At 46.5% G+C, this 6606-nt stretch carries 7 protein-coding genes and 1 tRNA gene; 7 read left to right on the plus strand and 1 reads right to left on the minus strand.

The window, feature by feature from the left end; genetic code table 11:
* Window positions 1–5: 5 nt before the first annotated feature.
* Window positions 6–710, plus strand: a complete 705-nt coding sequence (locus tag VLX91_08485; GenBank protein ID HUI30242.1) for an ABC transporter ATP-binding protein — start codon at window positions 6–8, stop codon at window positions 708–710.
* Window positions 711–1001: 291 nt separating this feature from the next.
* Here the strand turns inward: VLX91_08485 and VLX91_08490 are convergent.
* Window positions 1002–1074, minus strand: a tRNA-Asn gene (locus VLX91_08490).
* A 174-nt stretch (window positions 1075–1248) separates the two neighbouring features.
* Between VLX91_08490 and VLX91_08495 the strand changes: the two genes are divergently transcribed.
* The 6 genes from VLX91_08495 (at window position 1249) to VLX91_08520 (ending at window position 6527) form a co-directional block, all read left to right on the plus strand.
* On the plus strand, window positions 1249–1494 hold the full coding sequence (locus VLX91_08495; protein HUI30243.1) for an SxtJ family membrane protein: 246 nt from the start codon (window positions 1249–1251) through the stop codon (window positions 1492–1494).
* Window positions 1495–1503: 9 nt separating this feature from the next.
* Window positions 1504–3240: a carbamoyltransferase gene (locus VLX91_08500; GenBank protein HUI30244.1), complete on the plus strand. Its 1737-nt coding sequence runs from the start codon at window positions 1504–1506 to the stop codon at window positions 3238–3240.
* 48 nt (window positions 3241–3288) lie between these two features.
* Complete coding sequence (locus VLX91_08505) at window positions 3289–3468, plus strand: DUF5989 family protein (protein ID HUI30245.1); 180 nt, start codon at window positions 3289–3291, stop codon at window positions 3466–3468.
* A gap of 96 nt (window positions 3469–3564) precedes the next feature.
* Window positions 3565–4650: a helix-turn-helix domain-containing protein gene (locus VLX91_08510; protein HUI30246.1), complete on the plus strand. Its 1086-nt coding sequence runs from the start codon at window positions 3565–3567 to the stop codon at window positions 4648–4650.
* 123 nt (window positions 4651–4773) lie between these two features.
* Window positions 4774–5892, plus strand: a complete 1119-nt coding sequence (locus VLX91_08515; GenBank protein ID HUI30247.1) for a T9SS type A sorting domain-containing protein — start codon at window positions 4774–4776, stop codon at window positions 5890–5892.
* A gap of 86 nt (window positions 5893–5978) precedes the next feature.
* On the plus strand, window positions 5979–6527 hold the full coding sequence (locus VLX91_08520; GenBank protein ID HUI30248.1) for a carbohydrate binding domain-containing protein: 549 nt from the start codon (window positions 5979–5981) through the stop codon (window positions 6525–6527).
* The last annotated feature ends 79 nt before the right edge of the window (window positions 6528–6606 follow it).

A 6606-nucleotide genomic window follows, 5' to 3' on the forward strand; every position in this document is an offset into this window, starting at 1 on the left:
ACACCATGGAAACAAAGACTGTCATTTCGGAAATCGTTCGCGTCGAGAATGTGAAAAAGACTTACCAGGATAACGGAGTACCGGTTGATGCGCTCAAAGGGATAAACCTGAGTGTTTTGCCCGGTGACTTTTCCGTAATCGCTGGACCGTCAGGTTCGGGAAAGACAACTCTGCTAAACATCATCGGTACGCTTGATAAACCCACAGAGGGAAAAGTATGTCTTGATGGAGTAGACGTGGCATCGAAAACGAGGCGTGAACTTGCCGACATAAGATTGAGAAAAATTGGCTTTGTCTTCCAGGCCTATAATCTCAATCCGGTATTGAGTGCGCTCGAAAACGTCGAGTTCACGATGATGCTTCGCGGCGTCGGCGCGGACGAACGAAAACGGAGAGGACTCGCATTGTTGAATGAGCTCGGCATCGGGGAACTGGCACATAAGCGTCCCAACGAAATGAGCGGCGGACAACAACAGAGAGTGGCGGTTGCGAGAGCGATCTCAAACGATCCGCGACTGGTCCTTGCCGACGAACCGACAGCAAACCTCGACTCCGAAACCGCGATCAAGCTTCTTGAACTCATGGAAAAACTTAACCGCGAGGAAAGGATAACGTTTGTGTTTTCTTCACATGACCCGCAGGTGATAGAGCATGCCCACCGATTGCTTATCTTAAAGGACGGACAGATCATCAGCGACAAGAACCAATAGTGCTGATGCCGTCAAAAGGTAGCGAGATGCATTGGATCTACCCTTCTGCTTGATTCAAACCGTAATCCAAATTGACTTGCCCCCGATTGATGTACCAGGTTAAGTTGGCGCGACGTGCCCACATGTCATGTAACAATGATAAGTTAGTTATCCGATCAGGCATTGGCAATTTGACGCAAGTACAAAAAGTCTAGGCCAAGCGGGGAAATACCTGAATTTGAGGGCTAACAAACGAAGGGGCAAGGAAAACTAAAAGATCGCTTTGACTGGGCGAGCGCATCATGCTACAAGCTCCTCGGGCAGGACTCGAACCTGCAACCCATCGGTTAACAGCCGATTGCTCTGCCAATTGAGCTACCGAGGAATGTGAACTCTGGAGTACATTTAAATATATTTGTCCGCGGGAAAAAATCAAAGCCTTTTCTATGGTAGAACTGACATTCTCTGTTCTGTTTGCAAATTTACATATCGCCAGAACCGATCGGACTCGCCATTCTTTGTAATTCCTTCTCCTTTTGGATATATTCAATAGGATTTTATGAAGCTCATATTCAAAATAGGCAAGATGATCTATAAATGGTGGATGGTATTTGCTCGCGTGCTCGGCGTTGTGAACGCGACCATTCTATTGACGGTCGTCTACATCGCGGTGATCGGTCCTATGTCGATCATATCGAAAATTTTTGGAAAAGACTTGCTCACTCATCGCAAGCCTGTCGAATCCTTTTGGAGAACGAAAGAGTCAACTCCCCATACGCTTGAAAAAGCTCGCCACCAGTTCTAAAATTTCCCCATGAATATTCTCGGAATTTCGTGCTTCTACCATGACGCTGCAGCAGCGCTCGTGCAGGACGGTAAACTGGTGGCTGCTGCTCAGGAAGAGCGTTTCACTCGTAAGAAGCACGACCAGGATTTCCCAAAACATGCCATCGATTTCTGTTTGAAGCATGCAGGTGCGGGGCCCAATGATATAGACTATGTGGCCTTCTATGATAAACCGTTCATAAAATTCGACCGAATTCTTCAGACGTATATCGCAACATGGCCAAAGGGACTGCTGTCGTTTCTGAAAGCGATGCCCGTTTGGATCAAAGAAAAAATCTGGATTCCTCAGACGATCAAAAGCGAACTCGACTATGAAGGGGAAATTCTTTTTGCCGAACATCATGTGTCTCATGCCGCCAGCGCATTTTTGGTCTCGCCGTTTGAGGAAGCCGCAATCCTGACGACTGATGGCGTGGGTGAATGGGATACTACCACATACGGAATCGGTCGCGGAAATGACGTCTCGCTTTTAAAGAGCATCCAGTTTCCTCATTCTCTCGGACTCTTCTACTCCGCGTTCACTTATTACTTGGGTTTCAAGGTTAATAGCGCCGAATACAAAGTGATGGGGCTTGCTCCCTATGGCGAGCCGCGCTTCTACGATCTGATAATGAAAGAACTGGTGACGCTAGATGAAGACGGCAGCTTTCACTTGAACATGCGATACTTTACGTATGAATATGGTCTGAAGATGACGGGGAAAAATTTCAGCAAATTGTTCGGTGAACCTGTCCGCGAGCCTGAATCGAAGCTCACGCAGTTTCATAAAGATGTCGCCGCCTCGCTTCAGAAAGCAACGGACGCTATCATGGTCAAGATGGCGCAACATGTTGAACAAGAAACCAGGATGAAATACCTCTGCATGGCCGGTGGAGTTGCCCTCAACTGTGTTTCAAACAGCAAAATTCTTGAGAGTACTTCTTTCCATGATATCTTTGTTCAGCCAGCCGCAGGAGATGCCGGCGGAGCTGTCGGAGTTGCTTACTACGTCAACAATACGATCCTTGGTAATCCAAGAACCTACGTCATGAACGACGTCTTTCTTGGACCGGAGTTTTCGGATGAGCAGATTGAAAACCTGCTGAAGTCAAAAAATATTAGCTACAGGAAGTGTGATCGGCATGAGCTGTTGCAGGAAACTGGACGGCTTATCGCAGATCAAAAAGTTGTCGGATGGTTTCAAGGGAGAATGGAATTCGGCCCGCGCGCGCTGGGAAACAGAAGTATAATTGCCGACGCACGTAACCCAAAGAACCAATCGATCGTCAATCTGAAAATTAAGTTCCGAGAAAGTTTCCGGCCGTTTGCACCGACAATTCTCGAGGACCGGATGGAAGAGTATTTCGAATTCGATCGTCCCGGGCCATTCATGCTGTTCGTTGCTAATGTACGTCCGGACAAACGCGTCATCCCGGCGGTGACGCATGTGGACGGCTCGGCAAGACTGCAGACAATTTCGCGGGAACAAAATCAACTTTATTATGATTTGATTGCCGAGTTTGACCGTCAGACCGGCTGCCCGGTCATTATCAATACTTCGTTTAACGTTCGCGGCGAGCCGATAGTCTGCACTCCGGAAGACGCCTGGCGCTGCTTCATGCGCACGGAGATGGACTGTTTAGTTATGGGGAACTTTATCCTTGAAAAGGGGAAACTGGGATCGTACCGCGAAGAAGTTCTTGAAGAAAAATTCGAATTGGACTAACTTATTTTCCGAGCGCATTATGGCACCGTTACAGACAGGATCACGATCATGAAAACTGCAAAGAAGGTAAAAAGCAGACTGGCGATTTTCGGCGAGTTGTGGGCATTCATGAGGGTCCGAAAAAAATGGTGGCTCGGACCAATCATTTTAGTCCTGTTGTTCCTGGGACTCTTCATCGTTTTGACTCAGGGCTCGGCGCTCGCTCCGTTTATATATACTCTGTTCTGAAATTATAAATGAAAACATCACCGGCGTTTTAACTCCAGCCGGGACGTAAGCTGTATTTCTAAGGACGGGCTGTTCTTATCAGGAGATGAAGGTCCAGTGACTCTCAATATTTATAACGTCATTAGTATCATAGCCATATTTCAATCGGCATTCCTGTCGTCGTTTTTCTTCAGCAATCCCAAAGGAATTCCCTTCAGCAACAAAATACTCGGGGGAATGCTTTGCGTTTTTGCGGTCTATATCGGTTTCGATTTCACGATGAGTTTTGGCGCCGGGGAGTCTTTCATAAAATACTACCGAATTCTCTTTGTCTTTAGTCAGCTCGCTTTCCTGCTGGGGCCGATGCTGTACTTCTACGCGAAGTCGATTATCGATCTCCATTTTCAATTGAGAAAAAAGGACTTCGTCCACGTGATTCCATTTCTTGCGGCGGTCATGTTTTCAATTGTCGCAATGTACTTTCTGCATTATCGATTAGGATGGCAGTCGCCGCTTCGCGAAATGACGAGCGCAGCCGTGATCTTGCAAATCACAGCTTATGTCGTTGCGAGCCTCGTTGTCGTGAAATCAAAAGTCAGGTCGCTGTTCTCGCCGATTGATGATATCAGGCTGGCGTGGCTCCGGCTCCTCTTGCTGGGGTATGTAGCCTTCTGGTTCTTTCAACTCCATTTCTTTGTCTTCATAGACTTATGGAAGTTATACGGATTGTGTCCTTACTCCGACACGTTATACCTGACAACGATCTTTATCCTCTTCAACTGTATCGCTTACGTAGCGATGAAAAATCCGGAGATATTCACGTTCACCAAGAAATATCAAAAGTCGGATTTAAAAGAATCGGACAAAGAGGAGTACAAGAAAAAAATTCTTGATGCTATGGAAATCGAGAAGGCCTATCGGGAACCGTCGTTGACTTTGTCCTCTCTGTCGAAACGATTATCCATTCCCGTCACCTATCTTTCACAGATTGTCAATGAATCGTTCGACAAAAATTTTCGCGACTTTGTCAATAGGTATCGCATCGAGGAAAGCAAACAACGCCTGGGATCCTCTGCCAAGAATAAACAAAGCATCCTCGAGATTGCGTATGCGGTAGGTTTCAATTCGAAATCTTCTTTTAACGGTGCTTTTAAGAAACACACGGGTATTACTCCGAGAGAATACGTAAAACAGAGTTCGTGAATTCCACTCCTTTTTGATATTTGTTCCTCCTCATCTTTCTGAAAGTACGAAATCATACATCAGGTCGATTTACTCCTTATTTTTTCCTTTTTTGTATCTGAAAACTCGATAGGAATTTTTTCAATGAAGAAATCTTACGTTAAACTGATGGCTGCCGCCATGGTCATTCTATCACCTGGATTCATGAGCAGTTCGGCAAATTTTTCTTATTTTCTCAAGACTTCCGGGGACAGGCCTTATGGGATTGCATTCGACGGGAGAGGCGCAATGTATATGGTCACGGCACCCGAAAGCGGAAGCGGCACGCTGTCACTTGTTACACCGGATGGCACCGTGTCAAAGATCGCGACTCTCGCGGGGACATTTATTGGCCCCGGTATCACGGCGGACGACAGCGGCAATGCTCTCGTCACCGTAGGTGATAAATTGTTGAAGGTCTCTCATGATGGAACAACCCAGACGATTGCCGACGGGTTCACAAGATGCTTCGATGTTAAACTCGACAAGATCGGAAACATCTATGTGGCGGACGATATCAAGAACGTCGTGTATAAGATCACTCCGGATGGTGAGAAAGAAGTTTTCTATACGAGCAGCGCCGCCGGCGGTTTCGTGCTTACAGCGATATGTATCGACCGTCGTCAAAAAAACATGTATATAAAAGACGGCAGCAAATTGTTCAAAGTCCCGTTGGATACGAACGCCGCCACCGTGAAACTGATTTTGGAAAACTCCGATATGTTTTACATGTGTCTGGACAGCAGCGACAATATTTATGTAAGCACGATCAAGAATGTAATTAGAATCGATTCCACAGGCGCCGCACAAAATCTATCTAATCAGGATTTAAACACATCCACCGGATTGTCGACCGGCGGCAACGGATTTGGGCAGCAGGACTTGTACGTAGCGGTCGATGATGGAATCGTGGAGTTGTCGACGCTGATGGGGATTGAGGCACACCGATCTCACCGGCCCGATGGATATATGCTGCGACAAAACTATCCGAATCCATTTAACCCGGCAACGTCAATCGATTACCGGCTTCCGTCGAACAGCTTCATAACACTGAAAGTTTATGATGCTCTTGGAAGGGAAGTGGAAACACTGGTTGATGAAAAAGAAAACGCAGGAAACTACACTGTCAGGTTTGATGGAAGCAAATTATCGAGCGGGATATATTTTTACAAACTTGCATCGGAATGTTATATTGAAATGAAGCGAATGGTCTTGCTGAAGTGACGATCGCTTCGCAGCAATTTGTCGGGCGGCATTATCTCATGACCGCTGGCTGGCCTAATATTCCAAATCAGGAGGAAAATATCTAGATGGAGAAAATCTTGGTAGTTACGATGGCACTTTGGGTTGCATCCACGATAGGCTGCAAAAAAGACTCGAACCCCGTTTCGTCGTCTTTTCAGAAGGAGAACCTCATAGTAAATGGTGACTTTGCGGATTCTTTGAAAAACTGGTTGCTCATCGGTCAAGGGACGAACCCCTACCACCCGAATGACCCCGGCAGGGCAAGCTTCAGCGTGACAAATGGGGTGCTGAAAATAGACATCGCCAATCAAGGACAGGATGAATACTCGATCATGCTTTACCAGAGCGTTGCACTTCAAAAAGACTCTGCGTACACCGTTTCGTTCGATGCGAAGTCGGATTCGGCCATGCAGATAATCTCTAATGTTACGCAGGATGTAACGTGGAACAATATTACCGGTGATAGAAGCTTCTCGTTGACGACCGCCATGTCAAACTATTCATACCAATTCACACAGGGTAATGATACCACGGCTATGCTCTTCCAGTTCTGTTTCGGAAACATGGGTGCAAGAAAGATTTATCTCGACAATATTTCCATAACGACAAATTAATCCGAAGTACTGCTTCGAAGGAGGAACGACATGAACAGAAAAGGCTTCTTGAAGTCCTGTGGCTTGGTCAGCATGGGCT

This window comes from Candidatus Acidiferrales bacterium, from assembly GCA_035515795.1.
GTDB lineage: Bacteria > Bacteroidota > Ignavibacteria > Kryptoniales > JAKASW01 > JAKASW01.

What these genes read in the sequence shown, in the direction of transcription:
- VLX91_08500 (HUI30244.1), top strand. Translation starts at nt 1,504, where the DNA reads ATGAATATTCTCGGAATTTCGTGCTTCTACCATGACGCTGCAGCAGCG.
- VLX91_08485 (HUI30242.1), top strand. Translation starts at nt 6, where the DNA reads ATGGAAACAAAGACTGTCATTTCGGAAATCGTTCGCGTCGAGAATGTG.
- VLX91_08515 (HUI30247.1), top strand. Translation starts at nt 4,774, where the DNA reads ATGAAGAAATCTTACGTTAAACTGATGGCTGCCGCCATGGTCATTCTA.
- VLX91_08520 (HUI30248.1), top strand. Translation starts at nt 5,979, where the DNA reads ATGGAGAAAATCTTGGTAGTTACGATGGCACTTTGGGTTGCATCCACG.
- VLX91_08505 (HUI30245.1), top strand. Translation starts at nt 3,289, where the DNA reads ATGAAAACTGCAAAGAAGGTAAAAAGCAGACTGGCGATTTTCGGCGAG.
- VLX91_08495 (HUI30243.1), top strand. Translation starts at nt 1,249, where the DNA reads ATGAAGCTCATATTCAAAATAGGCAAGATGATCTATAAATGGTGGATG.